Genomic DNA, 20,701 nt, shown 5'->3' with positions numbered 1-20,701 from the left:
TTCACTCCCCCTGACGGTAGGGCAACGCGCCTCGCGCTTCTTCGGCATACGCCAGAATCCCGGCCCGCTCTTGCTCCAGAAACCCCGCCACCGCCTCGCGCAAACCGGGATGGGCCAAGTAGTGCCATGAGTGGGTGATCACCGGTTCAAAGCCGCGAATCAACTTGTGCTCGCCCTGTGCACCGGCGTCGAATCGCTGGATGCCATGGGCAATCGCGTAATCCATGCCCTGATAGAAACAGGTCTCGAAATGCAGCCGGTCGAACTCGGCGAGACAGCCCCAGTACCGCCCATAAAAGCTGTCGCCGCCGATCAGGCTGAACGCCATGGCCACCGGCCGTGACCCCTGCTTCGCCAACACCACGCGAATCGCCTCGGGCATGCGCTCGGCCAACAGGCTGAAGAACTCGCGGGTCAGGTACGGCGCCTGGCCGCGAATCTCGTAGGTGTTGGAATAGCAGGCGTAAACGAAATCCCAATGCGCCTGGCTCAGTTCGTGGCCTTCGAGCCACTCGAAATCGAAGCCCTGCCCCGCCACTTGTTCGCGCTCCTTGCGCATCTGCTTGCGCTTGCGCGAACTCAGGGCGTCGAGAAAATCCTGGAAGTCCCGATAGCCCCGGTTCTGCCAGTGGTACTGACAGCCAATGCGTTGCAGCCACTCCGGGTGTTCGGCGAGCAAGGCATCGGCCACGGGGTCGGTGAAGTTGACGTGCACACTCGACAACGCTTCTGCCTCTGCGTACCCCGGCAAGCAGGCGATCAACTCGCGGCCGTCTTCCGGGGTCTTCGCCAACAGTCGTGGACCGCTGACCGGGCTGAACGGCACCGCCACCAGCAACTTGGGGTAGTACGCAATGCCTGCACGGCGACACGCGTCGGCCCAGCCGTGATCGAACACGTACTCACCGTAGGAATGCCACTTGCGATAGGTCGGCAGCGCGGCGATGAGCGTGTCGTTTTCGTAATGCAACAAATGCTCCGCACGCCACCCGGACCGAGGTCCGAGGCTGCCACTGTCTTCCAGCGAACTGAGAAACCCGTGGCGCAGAAAGGGCGACTCGCCGGGTATCAGCGCGTCCCATTCGGCAGGTGCCAGATCCGACAACTTATCCAAGCGATGCAACGACATCGATCTCTCCCGAGCTCTTCAAACCACTCACGCCAACGTTTGCGCTTTATCACTTATTGAACGTATTTGCACATGAAACTTGGGCCGACAGCGCTCTAGCCCGCGGGTTCAACAGAATTTTCACATGTCACCGACATGCCATCACCTAGCCATCTCTCTGTCATAAACGATGGCGATACTGGCGCCTGTTTTTAGAGCCCCAGGTTCTTAAAAAAACAGACTTTTTTCCCGCCCATTTCCGGTCGGTCGTTCCCAGGATGGCTTTGTCATCCCTTCTCATCTACGGAGATTGATATGCGTCTTGCTTCCACCAAAACTGCGGCAGCCCTGTGTGGCGGTCTGTTGCTGGCCATGAGCGTTCCGGCCAGCGCCGCAGTCGACGCGAAACTGCTCGACATGCTCAAGGCCAACGGGTCGATTTCTCCTGCCCAGTACGCCGAACTGCAAAACGAGTTGGCCAAAGATCAGCAGGCTCAGCAACAAGCCCAGAAAGCGACAGCCGATCAGATCGCTGCTGCTACTGCTGCCAAGTCCTCGGAACTGTCGGCATTCGAACAGAAAGTGGCGTGGGCCGCCAAGACCCAGTTCAAAGGCGACGTTCGCGTTCGTCAGGAAACGGTCAAAATCGACGACCAGAACAACAGCCAGGACAAGAACCGCCAGCGTATCCGTGTTCGTCTGGGCGCGTACACCGACATCAACCCACAGGTCAGCACTGGTATTCGTATCGCCACTGGTGGCGACAACAAGGCCAACTCCACCAACGTTGACCAGAACGACTACTTCACCAAGAAAGACCTGTGGCTGGATCAGGGCTACATCGACTACCACCCGACTGCGATCCAGAACCTGCACATCATTGGCGGCAAGATGGCCCAGCCTTGGGTCAGCGAAGGCGACGTGATCTGGGATAGCGATATCAACCCGGAAGGTCTGGCAGCCACTTACAGCTTGCCCATCAGCAAATCCTTCGAGCTGTTCGGTAGCGCCGGTACTTACACCCTCAAAGACAACATCAGCGGCGACGGCACCCAGTTCAAGAACGACCTGCGCCTGAACGCGGCTCAGCTGGGCACGCGTATCGGTGTTGCCGATGCCATGAAACTGACCCTCGGCGGTTCGGTTTACCAGTACCAACACTCCAACGACTGTAATCCGGCTGCTGCCAGCACCGCGACCACCTTCTGCGGCCTGAGCATCAACGGCAACAACACCAACGACTTCCGACTGTATGAAGGCTTCGGTCAACTGGACTTCACCGGTCTGGTCGTTCCTCTGAGCCTGTACGGTCAGTACGTGGTCAACAGCGCCACCGACAGCGATCAGGACACTGCATGGCTGGCCGGTGCCAAGACCAAGGTGTTCGGCTTCGGTCTGGACTATAACTATCGCGATACTCAGCGTAACGCCGTGGTTGGCGCCTTCACCGACTCCGACTTCGCCAACGGCACCACCGGTTCGCGCGGCCACAAGCTGAGCGTTTCGTACGATGTCGACAAGAACTTCACCTTGGGCGCCACGTACTTCCTGACCAAAGCAGACTTCGCCTACGCGAACGCCCCGCGTGACCAGGATGCCAACACCCTGCAACTGGACGTGATGGCCAAGTTCTAAGAAAAGCAGCCGCGCGTTTCGAGCGGCAAGCTTCAAGCTGAAAGCGTCAGGCCTTGAGTGCTCCCTCAAGGTCTGAAGTGATTCTCACAGCCCGCCGTTGACCTGTCGGATCCCCATCATCCGTTCCGACAGGTCACCGCCGGGCTGTTTTTATTTTGGGCGCCGAACACTTTTTTATGAGCAGAAACCCCTGTAGGAGCGAATTCATTCGCGAGAGGCCTACACAACCGACACAACCATGTCGCCTGACAGATCTTTCGCGAATGAATTCGCTCCTACAGTTTCAGATCCCGGTCTGATCCGAGAGCGGAGTCGTTACTTCTTACGCAGAATCACGCTACCAATCGAATACCCCGCCCCAAACGAACTGAGCACGCCCAGTGCGCCGGTCGGCAGGTCGTCCTGGTAGGTGTGAAACGCAATCACCGAACCCGCCGAACTGGTGTTGGCGTAGCGGTCGAGAATCACTGGGGCCTCTTCGACAGTGGCGTCGCGGTCCAGCAGTTTCTTCACGATCAAATGGTTCATGCTGAGGTTCGCCTGATGCAGCCAGAAACGCTGCACGTCGCTGACGTTGAGGCTGTTCTCGGTCAGGTGCGTGCCCACCAGTTCCGCCACCATCGGGCAGACTTCGCGGAACACTTTGCGGCCTTCCTGCACGAACAGCTTGTCCGGCTTGCCTTCGCCTTCTTCCGCCGTGCGGTTGAGGAAGCCAAAGTTGTTGCGGATGTTGTTGGAGAAGCTGGTCAGCAACTTGGTGCTGACGATGTCGAACTGATGCTCGGACGTCGCCAGATCAGCACGTTCAACCACCACTGCCGTCGCCGCATCACCGAAGATGAAGTGGCTGTCGCGATCACGGAAATTCAGGTGCGCGGTGCAGATTTCCGGGCTGATCACCAACAGCGCACGGGCCTGCCCGAGTTTGACGCTGTTGTAGGCGGTCTGAATGCCGAACGTGGCCGAAGAACAGGCAACGTTCATGTCGAAACCGAACCCCTGAACGCCCAGCGCCGCCTGAATCTCGATCGAGATGGCCGGGTAAGCCCGTTGCAGGTTGGAGCAGGCGACGATCACACCGTCGATGTCAGCAGCCGTTTTGCCTGCGCGCTGCAACGCCTGTTCAGCGGCGGCGACGCCCATTTCGCAGAGGATCGACCATTCGTCGTTCGAGCGTTCCGGCAGACGAGGCTTCATGCGATTCGGGTCGAGAATGCCGTCCTTGTCCATGACGAAGCGGCTTTTGATGCCGCTGGCCTTCTCGATGAACGCCGCGCTGGATTCGGTCAACGCCTGCACGTCACCGGCCTCGATGGCGGCGGCGTTTTCAGCATTGAATTGCGCGACGTAGGTGTTGAAAGAATGCACCAGCTCATCGTTGGAAATGCTGTTGGCCGGGGTGAAAAGCCCTGTGCCGCTGATCACGACGTCGTACACGGTCGTTCCTCTCTTTTTGAATGGCAGCAGACAAAGCGTCTGCGCAAGCACGGTGCTGGCTATTTCTGGAACGACAGTACCAATGCAACGATAAAATCCCCCGTTGGCGGGAGCAGTGTTTTTGTAACGCTTGGGGTTTTAACCGCGAAGTTTGCCATAACGGCCGGAATTTGGCGCTATCGGGCCGCTGGAATGCAGGACCGCGGCATTGCAATTCCCTGTGGGAGCGAATTCATTCGCGAATGGCCCGTACATACGACACATCTCTGCCGTCTGAACCTTCGTTTCGCGAATGAATTCGCTCCTACAGGGGAACGCGGTGAGTCAGATAAACCGCGAACTATTTACCCCTCCACTGCCGCCCACTGCTTGCTCAATCGCTTGTCGGAAATCGGCACCTTGGTCCCCAATTGCTGGCCGAACAGCGACACGCGGTACTCCTCCAGCCACCAGCGGTACACCGCCAGTTCGGGATCGCGCTTGCCTTCCTGGGCGTGTTTGTCGGCGCGGGTCTGGTATTGCGCCCAGAGGTTGCCGAGTTCGATGCTCCACACCCGGTCTTTCTGCACCTGGCTGCCCAGCTTTTCAAGGCGCAACTCAATCGCCTTCAGATAACGCGGCAGCTCTTTGATCCAGAGCGCCGGGGTTTCGCGCACGAAGCCCGGGTACACCAACTTGCCCAATTGCGCCTTGATGTCGTTCAACGCCACGGCCTGGGCCAGATCGATCTTGCCCTTGAAGCGCTTTTGCAGGCCGTGCCACAGCTTGAGAATGTCCAGCGTCAGCCTTGCCAGGCGTTCGGCGTGTTCCGTAAGCGCGCCGCGCTTGCGCTCGGCCAGCGACATCAGCCCCGCGCCATCTCGTGGCAATGTGGCTTCGCCTTCGAGAATGCAGCTGTCCAGACTGGCCAACAAAATGTCTTCGATCAGCGCGTCGACCCGGCCCATGTCGCGGTACAGCAAGGCCAGCTCGGTTTGACCCGGCAATTTACTGCGCAGGAATTTCGTCGGCTCGGCCAGTTGTTGCAGCAACAAGCGCTGTAGAGCGCGGCGGTGCTGGTACTCGGCTTCGGTCTGGGTCGAGAACCGCCCTTCCTTGACCGCCCCGCCCTCCTCGACCAATGCCGGGTACACCGTCATCGACAGCCCGGCGATCTTTTGCTGAGTTTTTTCTTCAACCTTGGCGAAGCCCTTGGCCTCAACCGGCTGCTGGCTCTTCGCTGTTTGCGGCACGGCCAACGCGGCTTGCCCGGCTTCAGCGAAGCGTGCGGTCAGTGTGTCCAGGTCGCGACCTTCGCCCAGGAACTTGCCCTGAGCATCGACCACCTCAAGATTCATTTTCAGGTGGCTTTCGACCTGCTGCGCAGCCTCGGCCCACGCCTCGTCGGTGACCCGAGCGCCGGTCATGCGCAACAGCTCACGACCCAACGCCTGCGGCAGCGAGCCGTCGCCGAAGGCCATACGCTGCAGCGCCGCCTTGACGAAGTCCGGCACCGGCACGAAATTCTTGCGCAGGGCCTTGGGCAGGTTCCGCACCAGCGCCACGCATTTGGTTTCCAGCAGTCCCGGCACCAGCCACTCCAGACGCTCGGCAGGCAGCGACAACAGCAGCGGCGCAGGCACGCGCAGGGTCACGCCGTCCCGTGGATGGTTCGGTTCGAAGTGGTACGTCAGCGGCAGGGTCAGATCGCGCAGACGCAACGTGTCCGGGTACAGATTGGCCGTGACTTCGCTGGCTTCGCGGGCGAGGACATCTTCCTCGCGCATGATCAACAGCTGAGGGTTCTTCTGGCTCTCCATCCGATACCAGGCGTCGAACGTCGCGGTCTGGTGAATCTCGGCGGGCAGGCGCTCGTCGTAGAAACGGAACAGCGTTTCTTCGTCCGCCAGAATGTCGCGACGACGGGCCTTGGCCTCCAGTTCGTCGAGCTGTTCCAGCAACTTGGTGTTGGCGCTCAGGCATTTGGCGCGGGATTGAATTTCGCCGCGCACCAGCCCTTCACGAATGAAAAACTCGCGGGACACCACCGGGTCGATCGGCCCGAAATGCACCGGACGACGCCCGACGATGATCAGGCCAAACAGAGTGATCTGTTCGAAGGCCACGACCTGCCCGCGCTTCTTCTCCCAGTGCGGTTCGAAATGGTTTTTCTTGACCAGATGCCCGGCCAGCGGCTCGATCCAGTCCGGCTCGATCTTGGCCACCATGCGCGCATACAGCTTGGTGGTCTCGACCAGTTCAGCGGCCATGATCCATTGCGGGCGTTTACGGCCCAGCCCCGACGACGGGTGCACCCAGAAACGTCGCTGACGGGCGCCGAGGTAGTCGCCTTCTTCGGCCTTCTGGCCGATCTGGCTCAGCAGGCCCGACAGCACCGCCTTGTGAAATTTCGGGAAGTCCGCGGGCTCTTTGTTGACCGTCAGTTGCAGGTCGCGACAGATCAGGCTCAACTGGCGATGGGAGTCACGCCACTCGCGCAGCCGCAGGTAATTGAGGAAGTTGCGACGACACCAGTTGCGCAACGGACTTGCAGTGAGCGCCTGGCGTTGCTCTTCAAAACCGCGCCACAGATTGACCAGCCCGGCGAAGTCCGAGTCCTGATCCTTCCACTGCGCGTGGGCCTGATCGGCAGCCTGTTGACGCTCGGGCGGGCGCTCGCGCGGGTCTTGAATCGACATGGCGCTGGCGACGATCAGCACTTCCTGCAAGCTGCCCTGCTTCGCCGCTTCCAGCAGCATGCGGCCCATGCGCGGATCCACCGGCAGGCGCGCCAATTGACGACCGAGCGGCGTCAGCTGGTTCTCACGGGTGACCGCCGACAACTCTTGCAGCAGGTTGAAACCGTCGCTGATCGCCTTGCCATCCGGCGGCTCGATGAACGGAAAATCGGTGATCTGACCCAGACGCAGGTGCAGCATCTGCAGGATGACCGCCGCGAGGTTCGTACGAAGAATCTCAGGGTCGGTGAATTCCGGGCGCGAGAGGAAATCTTCTTCGCTGTACAAGCGCACGCACAAACCCGGCTCAACCCGTCCGCAACGGCCTTTGCGCTGGTTGGCGCTGGCCTGGGAAACCGCCTCGATGGGCAGGCGCTGAACCTTGGCGCGGTAGCTGTAGCGGCTGATGCGCGCGGTGCCGGTGTCGATCACGTAGCGAATGCCGGGAACGGTCAACGAGGTTTCCGCGACGTTGGTGGCCAGCACCACGCGGCGACCCGGATGCGACTGGAAAATCCGCTGCTGTTCGGCAGGCGACAGGCGCGCATACAGCGGCAGGATTTCGGTGTGCTTGAGCTGGGCCTTGCGCAGCATTTCGGCGGCGTCGCGAATCTCGCGCTCGCCGGGCAGGAACACCAGCACGTCGCCGGGTGATTTGCGCTCAGAACGTTCGAGCGCGGCCAGTTCGTCGAGGGTCGCGAGGATCGCCTGATCGACAGTCAGGTCGTCTTCGACGCTGTTGCCCTCTTCGTCCTGCTCGGCGGTCATCGGCCGATACCAGGTCTCCACCGGGAAGGTCCGGCCCGAGACTTCGATGATCGGCGCTTTGTCGAAATGCTCGGAAAAGCGTTCGAGGTCGATGGTCGCCGAGGTGATGATGATTTTCAGATCCGGACGACGGGGCAGCAGGGTTTTCAGGTAACCCAGCAGGAAGTCGATGTTCAGGCTGCGTTCGTGGGCTTCGTCGACGATGATCGTGTCGTAGCGCTCAAGAAAGCGGTCGTGCTGGGTTTCGGCGAGCAAAATGCCGTCGGTCATCAGCTTGATCAGGGTGTTCTGATCGCTCTGGTCTTCGAACCGCACCTGATAACCGACCAGCGCGCCCAACGGCGTGCCGATTTCTTCCGCGACCCGGCTGGCCACGCTGCGCGCTGCGATGCGACGAGGTTGCGTATGGCCGATCAGACCGTGCTGACCACGCCCGATTTCCAGGCAGATTTTCGGCAGCTGCGTGGTTTTGCCCGAGCCGGTTTCGCCCGCGATGATCAGCACCTGATGCTTGAGCAGCGCGTCCTTGATCTCGTCGCGCTTGGCGGCGATTGGCAGGTTTTCGTCGTAGCGAATCGTCGGCACGCTCTGCTTGCGCGACGTCACCTGCGCACACGAAGCCTGCACACGCTCGACCCACTGCGCCAGCTTGCCTTCATCGGGCTTCTTGCGCAGCTCGTGCAACTGACGACGCAGGCGATGCCGATCACTGATCATCGCGTGGTCGAGGTTCTTGAAAAGCTGGTCGATGGAAGGCGATTCGTCGGTCATCAGGGCGCGAAGTCTTTTCTATTCTGAATGCAGGGCGCGGATTGTCGCAGATTTGGTGGGCATCATGCATGTCCGCGGCCGGCACATCGCTTTTGATTCTGGCCATCGGCCGTAGGAGCGCAGCTTGCTCGCGATCTGGCGCGCAGCGGCAGTAAAATCTGCCACCCTGGTTGTGTCAGACGTATCGCGTTTGCAGTATTTGCTGCCGCTTCGCGCCAGATCGCGAGCCAGCTGCGCTCCCACGCCCTCCGGGCAGAAGCAGTTCTGCGGTGTATCTGAAAACAATAAACCCCGCACTGGGCGGGGTCTGGTGGCATCGCAACGCTTACGCCGGTTTCTTCAGCGCCAGCTTCTTCAACTCTTCGTCCCGCAGTTCGCGGCGCAGGATCTTGCCGACGTTGGTGGTCGGCAACGCATCGCGGAATTCCACGCTGCGCGGCACTTTGTACGCCGTGACGTTGGCGCGCATGTGCTCCATGACCTGCTCTTTGGTCAGGGTTGCGCCGGGTTTGACCACCACGAAAATCTTGATCGCCTCACCCGATTTCTCGTCCGGCACGCCGATGGCCGCGCATTGCAGCACGCCGGGGAGGGTCGCCAGCACGTCTTCCAGTTCGTTCGGGTACACGTTGAAACCGGACACCAGAATCATGTCCTTTTTGCGATCAACGATACGGATGTAGCCATTGGGCTGAATCACCGCGATGTCACCGGTCTTCAACCAGCCTTCGGCGTCAAGCATCTCGTCGGTGGCCTCCTGGCGCTGCCAGTAGCCTTTCATCACTTGCGGACCTTTAACGCACAGCTCGCCCACTTCGCCCAGCGGCAGTTCCTCGCCCGCGTCGTTGATGGTCTTGCACAGCGTAGAGGGCACCGGGATGCCGATCGTGCCCATCTGGATGTTCTTGAACGGGTTCACCGTTGCCACCGGGCTGGTTTCAGTCATCCCGTAACCTTCGCAGATCGAACAGCCCGTCACGTCCTTCCAGCGCTCCGCAGCGGTCTGTTGCAACGCCATGCCGCCGGACAGAGTGACCTTCAGCGCAGAGAAGTCCAGATTGCGAAAATCAGCGTTGTTGCACAGCGCCACGAATAACGTGTTCAGGCCGACGAAGCCGGTGAACTTCCATTTCGACAATTCCTTGACCATTGCCGACAGGTCCCGGGGGTTGCTGATCAGGATGTTGTGGTTACCACTCAGCATCATCGACATGCAGTGAAACGTGAACGCGTAGATGTGGTACAGCGGCAGCGGCGTGATCAGAATCTCGCAGCCTTCGTTGAGGTTGGAGCCCATCAGCGCCTTGCACTGCAGCATGTTGGCGATCAAGTTGCGGTGGGTCAGCATCGCGCCCTTGGCCACGCCGGTGGTGCCACCGGTGTATTGCAGCACAGCGACATCGCTGCTTTTTGGCGAGGTTTCATTGACCGACTTGCCCTGCCCCATCGCCAGCACGTCGTTGAATTTGACGGCCTTGGGCAAGTGAAACGGCGGGACCATTTTCTTCACGTACTTGATGACGCTGTTAACCAGCAGGCGCTTGAGTGGCGGCAGCAGGTCGGCGACTTCGGTGACGATCACGTGCTTGACGTGGGTTTTCGGCACGACCTTCTCAGCCAGGTGCGCCATGTTCGCCAGGCACACCAGCGCCTTGGCCCCGGAGTCGTTGAACTGGTGTTCCATTTCCCGCGTGGTGTAGAGCGGGTTGGTGTTGACCACGATCAGGCCGGCGCGAATGGCACCGAATACCGCGATCGGGTATTGCAGCACGTTGGGCAATTGCACGGCGATGCGGTCGCCCGGTTGCAGATCGGTGTGCTGTTGGAGATACGCGGCGAACGCGCCGGACAATTCGTACATCTCACCGTAGGTGAGTGTCTTGCCCAGGTTGCTGAACGCAGGTTTGTTGGCGAAACGCTCGCAGGACTGTTTCAATACCGCCTGAACGTTTGGATACGCGTCCGGATCAATATCGGCAGCGATACCAGACGGATATTTATCCTTCCAGAAGTTTTCGATCATGGAAGCCGACTCCTCAGCGACAGCGTTTCTACACACCGCTCGATGCGATGATTTCTTGTGTTTGGAATGTTCGTAGCAACCGCTTTTTGCGTATCGACTGTACAAAAAGCGGGCCGAGCGTAGCAGCTTTGCCAGGGGCCGACCAGAGGCAAACGCAGCCTCTACAGTCATAAACATGACTCTTGAATATTCATTAGTCACGTTTAGAGCAATGAACCTAAATGTCGAAATTTCACACAGTTTTCCGTCTGTTCGTACAACCCTGTAGGAGTGAGCTTGCTCGCGAGGCGTTAGAGCAGACAGCTCAACAGTGCCTGTATACACGCTTCGCGAGCAAGCTCACTCCTACAGGTATGGGCGTTAAACAATAAAAAAAACGGCGTGTTTCTCAACACGCCGTTTCTTTATATAGCCGTTTCAGGCCGGATCGCGTAGCTCGCGTCGGAGGATTTTGCCCACTGGCGTCATCGGCAACGACTCCCGCAGCACGATGTGCTTGGGAATCTTGTAGCCCGTGAAGTTTTCTTTGCAGTACGCCTTCAACTCGTCGGTGGTCAGGCTTGCATCCCGAGGCACCACGAACAGCTTCACCGCCTCCCCCGAACGCTCGTCCGGTACGCCGATCACTGCGCAGTTGGCGACCTTCGGATGATGTGAAACCACATCCTCGATCTCGTTCGGGTAGACGTTGAAACCTGACACGATAATCAGATCTTTCTTACGGTCGACGATGCGGATGAAACCGTCCGGGTCGATCACCGCAATGTCACCGGTTTTCAGCCAGCCGTCACTGTCGATCACTTCGGCAGTGGCGTCCGGTTTGTGCCAGTAACCGAGCATGATCTGCGGCCCTTTCAGGCACAACTCGCCGCGCTCACCGACGGGCAGCTCGTTGCCTTCGTCATCGATGACCTTGGCCGTGGTGCCGGGCACGGGCATGCCGACGGTGCCCAGCTTCGACTGGTCGCCGTAGGGATTGGCGGTGGCCACGGGCGAGGTTTCGGTGAGGCCGTAGCCTTCGACGATGGGGCAGCCGGTCAGTTTCAGCCAGCGCTCGGCGGTGGATTTCACCAACGCGGTGCCGCCCGAGTTGGTCAGGCGCAGGTGGGAGAAATCCAGATTCTTGAACTCAGGATGGTCCAACAGCGCCACAAACAGCGTGTTGAGGCCGAGCATCGCCGAGAACTTCCATTTCTTCAGCTCTTTAATGAAGCCACCGATGTCACGCGGGTTGGTGATCAGCACGTTGTGGTTGCCGCTGACCATCATGCACATGCAGTTACAGGTGAACGCATAGATGTGGTACATGGGCAGCGGCGCGATCATGATTTCGCCGCCTTGCTTGAAGATCGGCAGCCCGTCCGGGCCGTGCTGCAACATGCAGGCATAGACCTGCTGCATGTTCGCGACCAGATTGCCGTGAGTGAGCATCGCGCCTTTTGGCGAGCCGGTGGTGCCGCCGGTGTATTGCAGGACGGCGATGTCGTCCAGGTCGAGCTTCACCTGTTGCACGTGATCACCACGGCCAAGCTTGAGCACGCTCTTGAACGCGACCGCCTGGGGCAAATCGTAGGCCGGAACCATCTTCTTGACCTTCTCGACGATGGTGTTGATCAGCCACCCCTTGGCCGCCGATTGCATGTCGCCCATCTTCACTTCGATGAGGTACTGAATGTCGGTGTCGGGCAGCACTTCCTGCACGTTCTTGCCGAACACATTGAGGTAGACCAGCGCACGCACACCGGCGTCCTTGAACTGATGGCGCATCTCGCGTGCGGTGTAGAGCGGGTTGGTGTTGACCACGATCAGACCGGCGCGCATGGCACCGAAAACGGCGATGGGGTACTGGATCAGATTGGGCATCTGGACGGCGATGCGGTCGCCGGGTTTGAGCTCGGTTTGCTGCTGGATGTAACCGGCGAAAGCCGCTGAATGACGCTCCAGCTCGGCGTAGGTCAGGGTCACGCCCATGTTGCTGTAGGCCGGGCGATCCGCGTACTTCTTGCAATTGCGCTCGAAGACCTCGATCACCGATTTGTACGCGTGAAGGTCCACTTCAGAGAGGACGCCCGCCGGGCGTTTGTCATTCCAGAATTCAGGTTGCATGTTCTTTTTATCCTCTTACCTGAGAGTACCGGCCCCGCAGCCTGGGTGCGGGTGATTGCCGGACGTTAGCAGCTAACCCCAAGAAGGCAAATAGGGCCTCGGGCGTCATCAATGACGTGAATCTCGCGGGTGATCGGCCCGTCATTCCGCAACGGCTATACACTGCTGGATAAGGATGACTACAGCGCAATTTCGCGACAATTTTATACAAGGCCAGGGAAACACCATGAAACATGATGCTTTTTGGCTGGACACCACGGATCATCACCGCGTGTACGTGAATGCGTGGCTGCCGCTGGGCGATCCCAAGGCGGTGGTGATGCTGTCCCATGGCATGGCGGAACACAGCGGACGCTATGAGCGGCTTGGCTCCGCGCTGACGGGAGCGGGTTTTGCGCTGTACGCCCATGACCAACGCGGGCATGGCCGCACCGCCGCCCACGGCGTTCTCGGGCATTACGCTGATCAGGATGGCTGGAACAAAGTGGTGGGCGATCTGGCCCTGCTGAATGCCACGATTGGCGAGCGTCACGGAGACGTGCCCGTGTTTCTGCTGGGGCACAGCATGGGCAGTTACATTGCTCAGGCGTACTTGCTGCACCACAGCGCCAGCCTGCAAGGCGCGGTGCTCAGTGGCTCGAACTTCCAGCCGGTTTCCCTTTATCGCACCGCCGCGGTCGTGGCCCGCATGGAGCGTTGGCGTCAGGGACCGACCGGGCGCAGTGCACTGATCGAGTTTCTATCGTTCGGCTCCTTCAATCAGAAATTCAAGCCCGTGCGCACGTCATTTGACTGGCTCAGCCGTGATCCGGATGAGGTGGACAAGTACGTGAGCGACCCGCTGTGTGGGTTTCGCTGCACCAATCAGTTCTGGCTGGACATGCTCCGTGGCCTGCAGCAAATCAGCAAAACGTCGAACCTGGCGCAGATCGACAAAAGCCTGCCGATGCTGATCATGGGCGGCGAATGTGATCCGGTGAGCGAAGGCAAGCGTCTCAAAGATCTGGCCGAGGCGCTGACAGGGACCCATCATCCGTTCGTGACCCTGAAGATCTACCCTCAGGCCCGGCATGAAATTCTCAACGAGACCAACCGCGAGGAGGTCACTCATGATTTACTCGCCTGGCTCGAAGAGGCGCTGAAGGAGCCCCGGCCACCCCGCAGCGAATGACGCCTTTTCATTTCTTTTGAACGTTACAGGACCGCCACATGACTGAAGTCACCAACACCCCGTACGAAGCCCTTGAAGTCGGCCAGACCGCCAGCTACAGCAAAACCGTCGAAGAACGTCACATTCAGCTGTTCGCCGAAATGTCCGGCGACCGCAACCCGGTGCACCTCGATGCGGAATTTGCGGCCAAGACCCTGTTCAAGGATCGCATCGCCCACGGGATGTTCAGTGGCGCGCTGATCAGCGCAGCGGTGGCCTGCGAGTTGCCTGGGCCGGGCACGATCTATCTCGGTCAGCAGATGAGCTTTCAAAAACCGGTGAAGATCGGCGACACGTTGACCGTGCGGTTGGAGATTCTGGAAAAACTGCCGAAGTTTCGCGTGCGGATCGCGACACGGGTGTTCAACCAGGATGAAGAATTGGTCGTTGATGGTGAGGCGGAGATCCTGGCGCCGCGCAAGGAACAGACCGTCAGCTTGACGGAATTGCCGGCGATTACGGTGGGGTGATCCGCCCAAGAGCACGTTTGCACCCCCGTTGTGGGTGACGCCGTCTCTCACGGGGCTTTGGTCAATACACAAGCTTCTGAAGGTTACAACAGTGGCGACGGCGTCCTGCCTGACACACCGCATTCGCTGCCGTCGTAACCACCGGCGTCTCCCACAGGTTTGAACTGCGCCCAAAAAAGGACGCCCCCCCCTCAAAAAAATCCAAAAAAAATGGGCAACCGAAGTTGCCCCAAATGCCTTGCGTGCTCTTTTTATAAGAGACTCAATCTTCACCGCGCGTCCGCGAGTCTCTCCAGATGAACAGTGCCAATGCTGCGAAAAAACTCAGTATCAGCATCACCGTGACCACACCCGCTATCACCGCATGATCGAGAAACATGGAAGCCCCTCCCACCGTCATCTGTTCGATGGGTGCAGATTAGCCAGAGGCGGACAGGGAAGTATTGACCCACATCAATCCCCCGCACCGTTGAATGAAGGCACGCGCAGATTGATCAGGTCAGAGGGAGAACGGAAAGGGGGGGCTAGCGCTTTTTCGGCTTGTTCTTGCTTTTCTTCTTGGCCTTGGCCAGCGGCATCGCCTGCTCGAAGGCCTGGCGCACTTCGTTGAGCCGCTTGTCGTTGAGGTCGTGAACACGCTTGGCGCGCTCGACGCTCAGGTCTACCAGTTTTTCATCACTCATGACGGGGTGCTCTCGAATGCCCAATGGCGACAATAATGCGCAATCGGACCGGCGCTGACCAGCACCTCACACCTTCAGGTCCACCCACAACCCCTGACGTGGCTCATCATCGATGATCGGCACCACGGGCACGGTGTTGTCCGCGTTCAGGAAATCACCGGGAATCGCCGGGCCGCTGTGAACCGGCGGTGCGCCTTCCTCCTCTTCATTGAGATCAGGATGACGATCGGACGTGCGTCGATCGCGACGGCGCCGTTGCTGTCGGCGCTGCTCTTCGCGCAGCAGCAGTTGAGCCTGCTCGGGGTCGCGCTGGCCCATGTTGATGGTGCTCTCGCTGGAACTCGGCTGCACCGGCGCGACAGGCGGGATGTCAGGCGTGGGTTTGACCGGGTCCTGCTGCGAGGTAACGGGGGCCGCGCTCAAGGGGATCAGCGGTGGCAGCATGGTAATGGTCTCCTGTTATCAGGCTGTCGGCTGCCGTTTCGTCGACTTGAGCCGTAATGCGAGGAAGTTTCGACTATGTTTTTCGCAACAAGTGCCCGTCCGGCGGTTTATACCCAATAAATGCGGGGCTTTTTACAACATGGGCCGCACAAGCGCTTTGGCTGGGCGGCGTGTTCCGTTACCATAGTCGGCTTTTTCAAGGCGGGAGTCAGGCAGCATGGCGCAGCAGTATCAACCGGGGCAACGCTGGATTAGCGACAGCGAAGCCGAGCTGGGTTTGGGCACCGTTCTGGCACAGGACGGCCGCTTGTTGACCGTGCTCTATCCGGCCACTGGCGACACCCGCCAGTATGCATTGCGCAACGCCCCCCTTACGCGGGTGCGGTTCTCGCCGGGTGACACCATCACCCATTTCGAAAACTGGAAGATGACCGTTCGCGAAGTCGAAGATGTCGATGGCCTGCTGGTCTATCACGGCCTCAACGCGCAGAACCAGCCGGTGACACTGCCGGAAACCCAGCTCTCCAACTTCATTCAATTCCGTCTGGCCAGCGACCGCCTGTTCGCCGGGCAGATCGATCCGCTCGCCTGGTTCTCGCTGCGCTACCACACGCTGGAGCACACCAGCCGCCAGCTGCAATCCTCGCTGTGGGGCCTGGGCGGTGTTCGCGCCCAGCCCATCGCTCACCAGTTGCACATCGCCCGTGAAGTCGCCGACCGTATCGCCCCTCGCGTGCTGCTGGCGGACGAAGTGGGTCTGGGCAAGACCATCGAAGCCGGTCTGGTCATCCATCGCCAACTGCTGTCGGGTCGCGCCAGCCGCGTGCTGATCCTCGTGCCGGAAAACCTGCAACACCAGTGGCTGGTGGAAATGCGCCGCCGCTTCAACCTGCAGGTCGCGCTGTTCGATGCCGAGCGCTTCATCGAAAGCGATGCCAGCAACCCGTTCGAAGACACCCAACTGGCGCTGGTGTCGCTGGAGTGGCTGGTCGAAGACGAAAAGGCCCAGGACGCGCTGTTCGCTGCTGGCTGGGACTTGTTGGTGGTCGACGAAGCCCACCACCTGGTCTGGCATGAAGAGAAGGCCAGCCAGGAATATTCGCTGGTCGAGCAATTGGCCGAAGTCATTCCCGGCGTTCTGCTGCTGACGGCGACCCCGGAACAACTCGGTCAGGACAGCCACTTCGCCCGTCTGCGCCTGCTCGATCCGAACCGTTTCCACGACCTGAAAGCCTTCCGCGCCGAGAGCGAAAACTATCGCCCGGTGGCTGAAGCCGTTCAGGAACTGCTGGATCAAGGCCGCCTCTCGCCCAAGGCACACGAGACCATTCAAGGTTTCCTCGGGGCCGAAGGCGAAGCGCTGTTGGGCGCTGTGGCCGATGGCGACACCGAAGCCAGCGCCCGCCTGATCCGCGAATTGCTCGACCGCCACGGCACCGGCCGCGTGCTGTTCCGCAACACCCGCGCCGCCGTGCAAGGGTTCCCGGAGCGCAAGCTGCATCCGTACCCGCTGCCGTGCCCGGCCGAATACCTCGAATTGCCCATTGGCGAACACGCCGACCTGTACCCGGAAGTCAGCTTCCAGGCTCAGGGCGAGACCAGTGAAGAAGAACGCTGGTGGCGCTTCGACCCACGCGTCGATTGGCTGATCGACACGCTGAAGATGCTCAAGCGCGTCAAGGTGCTGGTGATCTGCGCTCACGCCGAAACCGCGATGGACCTGGAAGACGCTCTGCGCGTGCGCTCCGGCATCCCGGCGACCGTGTTCCACGAGGGCATGAACATTCTGGAACGTGACCGCGCCGCCGCGTACTTCGCCGACGAAGAGTTCGGCGCGCAGGTGCTGATCTGTTCGGAAATCGGCAGTGAAGGCCGTAACTTCCAGTTCTCGCACCATCTGGTGCTGTTCGATCTGCCTGCGCATCCGGACCTGCTGGAGCAGCGTATCGGGCGTCTGGACCGGATCGGCCAGAAGCACATCATCGAGCTGCACGTGCCGTACCTGGAAACCAGCCCGCAAGAGCGTCTGTTCCAGTGGTATCACGAAGCGTTGAACGCCTTCCTCAATACCTGCCCGACCGGCAACGCCCTGCAACACCAGTTCGGTCCGCGCCTGCTGCCACAACTGGAAGGTGGCGACGAAGACGACTGGCAAGCGCTGGTCGCCGAAGCCCGTGCCGAGCGTGAGCGTCTGGAAAGCGAGCTGCACACCGGCCGTGACCGCCTGCTGGAACTCAACTCCGGCGGCGCGGGCGAAGGCGATGCACTGGTCGAGGCGATTCTGGAGCAGGACGATCAGTTCACCCTGCCGATCTACATGGAAACCTTGTTTGACGCCTTCGGCATCGACAGCGAGGACCATTCGGAAAACGCTCTGATCCTCAAGCCGAGCGAGAAGATGCTCGACGCCAGCTTTCCGCTAGGCGACGACGAAGGCGTGACCATCACCTACGACCGCAATCAGGCGCTGTCCCGCGAGGATATGCAGTTCATTACCTGGGAGCACCCGATGGTGCAAGGCGGCATGGACCTGGTGCTGTCCGGCTCGATGGGCAACACCGCCGTCGCGCTGATCAAGAACAAAGCGCTGAAACCCGGCACCGTGCTGCTGGAATTGCTGTACGTCAGTGAAGTGGTCGCCCCGCGCTCGCTGCAATTGGGCCGCTACCTGCCGCCGGCCGCCCTGCGCTGCCTGCTGGATGGCAACGGCAACGACCTGTCGGGCCGCGTCTCGTTCACTACCCTGAATGACCAGTTGGAAAGCGTGCCTCGCGCCAGCGCCAACAAATTCATCCAGGCTCAGCGTGACGTGTTGAACCCGCAGATCAACGCCGGTGAAGCCAAGATCGCGCCGAAACACGCCGAGCGCGTGGCCGACGCCCAGCGTCGCCTGGCCGCAGACACCGATGAAGAACTGGCGCGCCTGACCGCCTTGCAAGCGGTCAACCCAACCGTGCGCGACAGCGAAATCACGGCCTTGCGCGAACTGCGTGAACAGGGGCTGGCGATGCTGGAAAAAGCAGCGCTGCGCCTGGAAGCGATCCGAGTGTTGGTCGCGGGTTAAGCCCAACTCGCCGGAGATCGTGCGGCGATCGCAAACCCTGTAGGAGCGTGGCTTGTCCCGCGATCTTGTGCGAAGCGCAAGCAAAACCGGATAACGCGGTGTATCAGCACTACCGGTGTTGTCTGGTTTTGCGACCGGTTCCCGGCCGATCGCGGGACAAGCCACGCTCCTACAGTCACACGCCCCCGCAGCTCACGCCACCGACGGCTTCACACCGCCTGCAACCGGCTCATCCGCCGCCATCCCCTCTCGCATCCGCCGCGCATCACGGCTGAAGCATTTCGACGCAATCACCAGAAACACCAGCGTGAAAAACAACGCGCCGGGAATTAGGTACATCATCGCGTCATGCAACCCCACCGCCTTGAACGCTTCGGTCACTTCCTCGACCTGTGCAGCGGCCATCGCTGTGTGGGCGAAATGATCGGACAGCAACCCTGCCACCACCGGCCCCAGTCCACCACCCAGCAAATACAATCCCGCGAAGAACAGCGCCATCGCCGTGGCACGCAAACGCGGCTGCACCACGTCCTGAATCGCGGTGTAAACACAGGTGTAAAAGTTGTAGGAAAACAGCCAGCCCACGCTAAACACCGCGACGAACAGACCGATTTCGATGCGCCCGGCATGCAGCGCGAAGCCGGTGCACAGGCAGGCGACGGTCATGCTCGCCGCCGCGAACATCAGACGACCATTGGCCCAGCGTTGATGCAGCTTGTCCGCCACCCAGCCCCCTGCCGTCAGGCCGATCAACCCCGTCACGCCAACGATTAATCCGGTGGCCATTGCCGCTTCCTGCAACGGCAGCAAAAAATAGCGCTGCAGCATCGGGACCATGAACGAGTTGCAGGCGTAGGTGGCGAAATTGAACGCCAGCCCCGCCAGCACCAGCCAGCGAAACGTCGGGATCGACAGCACGCGACGAATCGGGCGGTCGATTTTTTCTTGAGAGGTCGCGACACTTTCAGCCGCACCACGGGCGGGTTCGCGAATGAAGAACATGAACACCGCCAGGATCAGCCCCGGCACAGCGGCAATGAAGAAAGGTGCGCGCCAGCTGTCGAACGCCTTGACCATCGCGCCAATGGTGAAAAACGCCAGCAACAGGCCCAATGGCAAGCCGAGCATGAAAATGCCCATGGCGCGGGAACGTTTGTGCGCGGGGAACAGGTCGCCGATCAGCGAGTTGGCAGCAGGTGCGTAACTCGCCTCGCCTATGCCCACGCCCATGCGCACCAACAAGAAGGTCCAGAAACTGCCGACCAGGCCGTTCACGGCCGTCAGCCCGCTCCAGACCGCCAGCCCCCACCCCATCAATTTGCGGCGCGAGCCATTGTCAGCCATGCGTCCCAACGGCAATCCGGCGACGGCGTACACCAGGGTGAAGGCCGTGCCGATGATGCCCAATTGAAAATCGCTCAGCAGCCATTCCTTGCGGATCGGCTCGATGATGATGGCCGGGATCGTGCGGTCGAAAAAGTTGAACAGGTTGGCCAGAAACAGCAGGAACAGGACGCGCCACGCGTTAGTCGCTTGAGTGGAATGATGCATGTGTCGTCTCTTTTTATTGTTGTTGGGCCAGACGCCCCCGCCGAGACCCTGAATCTAGTCAGGCTGATCGAAACTGTCTTGGATCATTCGCCAAACTGATACCCGCCCATCGCTTCAGCAGGCTGAAAATGGCCCCTGTCGCTCTACCTCTGCCCGCCGAATTATATTTTCGCCCCCCACTTCCCAACGCCATCCGGAAGCCTAGAATAGCGCCGGATCGCTCCCCCCCCTCCCTGATCCATTCTCCGGTTTACATCCATGTCCGACGTCAGTCCGTGCCTGAATTGTGGTGCCTGCTGTTCACACTTTCGCGTGTCTTTTTATTGGGGTGATTGCGAATCCGCTGGTGGGACGGTGCCCGACGAATTGGTCAGCAGCATCAGCCCGAGCCGCGTTGCAATGCTCGGCACCGACTGCAAATCGCCGCGCTGCACAGCCCTGCAAGGCGAAGTGGGCCAAGGCACACGCTGCTCGATCTATGAAAAACGCTCCAGCACCTGCCGGGAATTCGAGGCTTCATGGACTGACGGCGTGCACAACCCCGACTGTGACGCCGCCCGTGCAGCATTCGGTTTATCACCGGTGGAACCGATGGACAGTGGCAAAGTCACATCACTGATCGTCGCCTGTGCATAGAACCTTTCGCGATAACGGTTATTGCGAAATAGTTGGTACGTCCGTCCCTCTATGGGTGTTTAAAAATAGGCGACTCCT

Annotated in this window: 14 protein-coding genes; 5 read left to right on the top strand and 9 right to left on the bottom strand. The window is 60.1% G+C overall.

What is annotated here, in order from left to right; all coding sequences use genetic code 11:
- Position 1 precedes the first annotated feature (1 nt).
- Positions 2-1,129 (bottom strand): GNAT family N-acetyltransferase, encoded by a 1,128-nt coding sequence (locus tag ACWKWE_RS16990; RefSeq protein WP_166593402.1) that lies wholly within the window; start codon positions 1,127-1,129, stop codon positions 2-4.
- Between the two features lie 294 nt (positions 1,130-1,423).
- On the opposite strand from ACWKWE_RS16990, the gene ACWKWE_RS16985 reads away from it, so the two are divergent.
- Positions 1,424-2,743, top strand: a complete 1,320-nt coding sequence (locus tag ACWKWE_RS16985) for a putative porin (protein ID WP_483851169.1) — start codon at positions 1,424-1,426, stop codon at positions 2,741-2,743.
- A gap of 315 nt (positions 2,744-3,058) precedes the next feature.
- Here the strand turns inward: ACWKWE_RS16985 and ACWKWE_RS16980 are convergent, their stop codons facing one another.
- From ACWKWE_RS16980 to fadD2, 4 genes are all read right to left on the bottom strand, one after another.
- Positions 3,059-4,180, bottom strand: a complete 1,122-nt coding sequence (locus ACWKWE_RS16980) for a beta-ketoacyl-ACP synthase III (protein WP_483851168.1) — start codon at positions 4,178-4,180, stop codon at positions 3,059-3,061.
- 344 nt (positions 4,181-4,524) lie between these two features.
- Positions 4,525-8,436, bottom strand: a complete 3,912-nt coding sequence (gene hrpA, locus ACWKWE_RS16975) for an ATP-dependent RNA helicase HrpA (RefSeq protein WP_483851167.1) — start codon at positions 8,434-8,436, stop codon at positions 4,525-4,527.
- Between the two features lie 325 nt (positions 8,437-8,761).
- Entirely contained in the window at positions 8,762-10,459 is a 1,698-nt protein-coding gene (gene fadD1 / locus ACWKWE_RS16970) for a long-chain-fatty-acid--CoA ligase FadD1 (RefSeq protein WP_166593406.1), read from the bottom strand.
- A 417-nt stretch (positions 10,460-10,876) separates the two neighbouring features.
- The gene (fadD2, locus tag ACWKWE_RS16965) at positions 10,877-12,565 is read right to left on the bottom strand and encodes a long-chain-fatty-acid--CoA ligase FadD2 (protein WP_483851166.1); all 1,689 of its coding nucleotides are present in this window, start codon (positions 12,563-12,565) and stop codon (positions 10,877-10,879) included.
- 226 nt (positions 12,566-12,791) lie between these two features.
- Here fadD2 and ACWKWE_RS16960 point away from each other — a divergent pair, with 226 nt between their 5' ends.
- Together ACWKWE_RS16960 and ACWKWE_RS16955 are read left to right on the top strand one after the other, a co-directional pair.
- Positions 12,792-13,736 (top strand): lysophospholipase, encoded by a 945-nt coding sequence (locus tag ACWKWE_RS16960; RefSeq protein WP_483851165.1) that lies wholly within the window; start codon positions 12,792-12,794, stop codon positions 13,734-13,736.
- 38 nt (positions 13,737-13,774) lie between these two features.
- Positions 13,775-14,245 carry a MaoC family dehydratase gene (locus ACWKWE_RS16955; protein ID WP_166593409.1) on the top strand — a complete coding sequence of 157 codons (471 nt, stop codon included), beginning with the start codon at positions 13,775-13,777 and terminating at the stop codon, positions 14,243-14,245.
- 262 nt (positions 14,246-14,507) lie between these two features.
- Here ACWKWE_RS16955 and ccoM read toward each other — a convergent pair whose 3' ends face one another.
- The 3 genes from ccoM to ACWKWE_RS16940 all read right to left on the bottom strand — a co-directional run bounded on the left by ccoM (position 14,508) and on the right by ACWKWE_RS16940 (position 15,372).
- On the bottom strand, positions 14,508-14,624 hold the full coding sequence (gene ccoM, locus ACWKWE_RS16950; protein WP_306167747.1) for a cytochrome c oxidase subunit CcoM: 117 nt from the start codon (positions 14,622-14,624) through the stop codon (positions 14,508-14,510).
- A 145-nt stretch (positions 14,625-14,769) separates the two neighbouring features.
- Positions 14,770-14,928, bottom strand: coding sequence for a hypothetical protein (locus ACWKWE_RS16945; RefSeq protein WP_483851164.1), 159 nt, complete (start codon positions 14,926-14,928; stop codon positions 14,770-14,772).
- A gap of 66 nt (positions 14,929-14,994) precedes the next feature.
- The gene (locus ACWKWE_RS16940; protein WP_166593411.1) at positions 14,995-15,372 is read right to left on the bottom strand and encodes an aspartate-semialdehyde dehydrogenase; all 378 of its coding nucleotides are present in this window, start codon (positions 15,370-15,372) and stop codon (positions 14,995-14,997) included.
- 217 nt (positions 15,373-15,589) lie between these two features.
- Here ACWKWE_RS16940 and rapA point away from each other — a divergent pair, with 217 nt between their 5' ends.
- Positions 15,590-18,436 (top strand): RNA polymerase-associated protein RapA, encoded by a 2,847-nt coding sequence (gene rapA, locus ACWKWE_RS16935; protein ID WP_166593412.1) that lies wholly within the window; start codon positions 15,590-15,592, stop codon positions 18,434-18,436.
- Between the two features lie 192 nt (positions 18,437-18,628).
- On the opposite strand, the gene ACWKWE_RS16930 is transcribed toward rapA, so the two are convergent.
- A complete protein-coding gene (locus ACWKWE_RS16930; protein ID WP_371928473.1) occupies positions 18,629-20,041 on the bottom strand; it encodes a spinster family MFS transporter in 1,413 nt (470 codons plus the stop codon).
- A gap of 204 nt (positions 20,042-20,245) precedes the next feature.
- Between ACWKWE_RS16930 and ACWKWE_RS16925 the strand changes: the two genes are divergently transcribed.
- A complete protein-coding gene (locus ACWKWE_RS16925) occupies positions 20,246-20,623 on the top strand; it encodes a YkgJ family cysteine cluster protein (protein ID WP_483851163.1) in 378 nt (125 codons plus the stop codon).
- Positions 20,624-20,701 lie beyond the last annotated feature (78 nt).

It is taken from the genome of Pseudomonas salicis (genome assembly GCF_057128705.1).
This window is presented reverse-complemented; position numbering and strand designations above follow the sequence as displayed.